This window comes from Alcanivorax sp. HI0044 (assembly GCF_001634945.1).
In genome coordinates this window covers 1-1,227 of record NZ_LWEZ01001402.1, presented here as the reverse complement: position 1 = coordinate 1,227, position 1,227 = coordinate 1, and the positions used below count along the sequence as shown (strand labels likewise).

1 protein-coding gene and 1 pseudogene are annotated in these 1,227 nt (G+C 63.1%); both read right to left on the bottom strand.

What is annotated here, in order from left to right; translation table 11 throughout:
* Positions 1–261: pseudogene (locus A3730_RS20670) on the bottom strand (cupin domain-containing protein); the annotation flags it as partial.
* On the bottom strand, positions 261–1,227 hold a 967-nt coding region (gene purB / locus A3730_RS20665; protein ID WP_063538817.1), incomplete at its 5' end, for an adenylosuccinate lyase. The pseudogene A3730_RS20670 and the gene purB, both read right to left, overlap by 1 nt.

Below are 1,227 nucleotides of genomic sequence, written 5' to 3'. Positions count from 1 at the left end.
GGTTTCGAAGACATCGTCAGCGAGGGGGCTTTGCAACACTGACCAGGGGCCGTTGCCGGCGCCGGTGATGATGCGTGCCTCCACGGACTCTTCCAGTGCCAGACCGGCCAGGGTGTCGGCGTCAGGCTGGTCCAGCCCATGGGCGGCGCCGGGCATGAACAGGGGCTTTTTCTGCCAATGCTCACGCAAAAACGCTGCCGGCTTCATGGGGAGAATGAAGCGCGGCAGCGTCAAGGCAGGCAGCTGGGGCGCTGAGGGCATCAGATGCTGCGGGCTTGCTGGGCGGCATTGCCCACATAGGTGGCCGGGGTCATGGCCAGCAGGATTTCCTTGGCTTCATCGGGGATCGCCAGATCATTGATGAAGGCGGTCAGGGTGTCCTGATTGATGCCGTCCTTGCCGCGGGTCAGCGCCTTGAGTTTCTCGTAGGGCTTCTCGATTCCATACCGGCGCATCACCGTCTGGATGGGTTCGGCCAGCACCTCCCAGGCGGCATCCAGGTCTTCGTCCAGGCGGGCCGGGTTTACTTCCAGTTTGCCGATGCCTTTCAGGCTGGCTTCAAAGGCAATCAGGCTGTGCGCCAGGCCCACGCCCACGTTACGCAGCACGGTGGAGTCGGTCAGGTCGCGCTGCCAGCGGGACATGGGCAGCTTGGCGGCCAGGTGATCCATGATGGCGTTGGCCAGACCCAGGTTGCCTTCGGAGTTCTCGAAGTCGATGGGGTTGACCTTGTGCGGCATGGTGGAGGAGCCCACTTCGCCTTCCACGGTGCGCTGCTTGAAGTAACCCAGGGAGATGTAGCCCCAGACGTCACGATCGAAGTCCAGCAGGATGGTGTTGAAGCGCATCAGGGCGTGGAAGTACTCGGCAATGCAGTCGTGGGGTTCGATCTGGGTGGTGAAAGGGTTGAAGGTAAGCCCCAGGCCTTCCACAAAGCGGCGTGCAAAGGCTTCCCAGTCCACGTCCGGGTAAGCGGACAGGTGGGCGTTGTAGTTGCCCACTGCACCGTTGATCTTGCCGAGCAGTTCCACCGCGGCGAACTGGTCACGCTGGCGTTGCAGGCGAGCGACCACGTTGGCCATTTCCTTGCCCACGGTGGTGGGGGAGGCGGACTGGCCATGGGTGCGCGACAGCATGGGCTGGTCGGCCTGGGCGTGGGCCTGCTTGCGGATGGCGCTGATTACCTGGTCCATTTTGGGCAGCAGCAGTTCACGGGCTTCCTTGAGC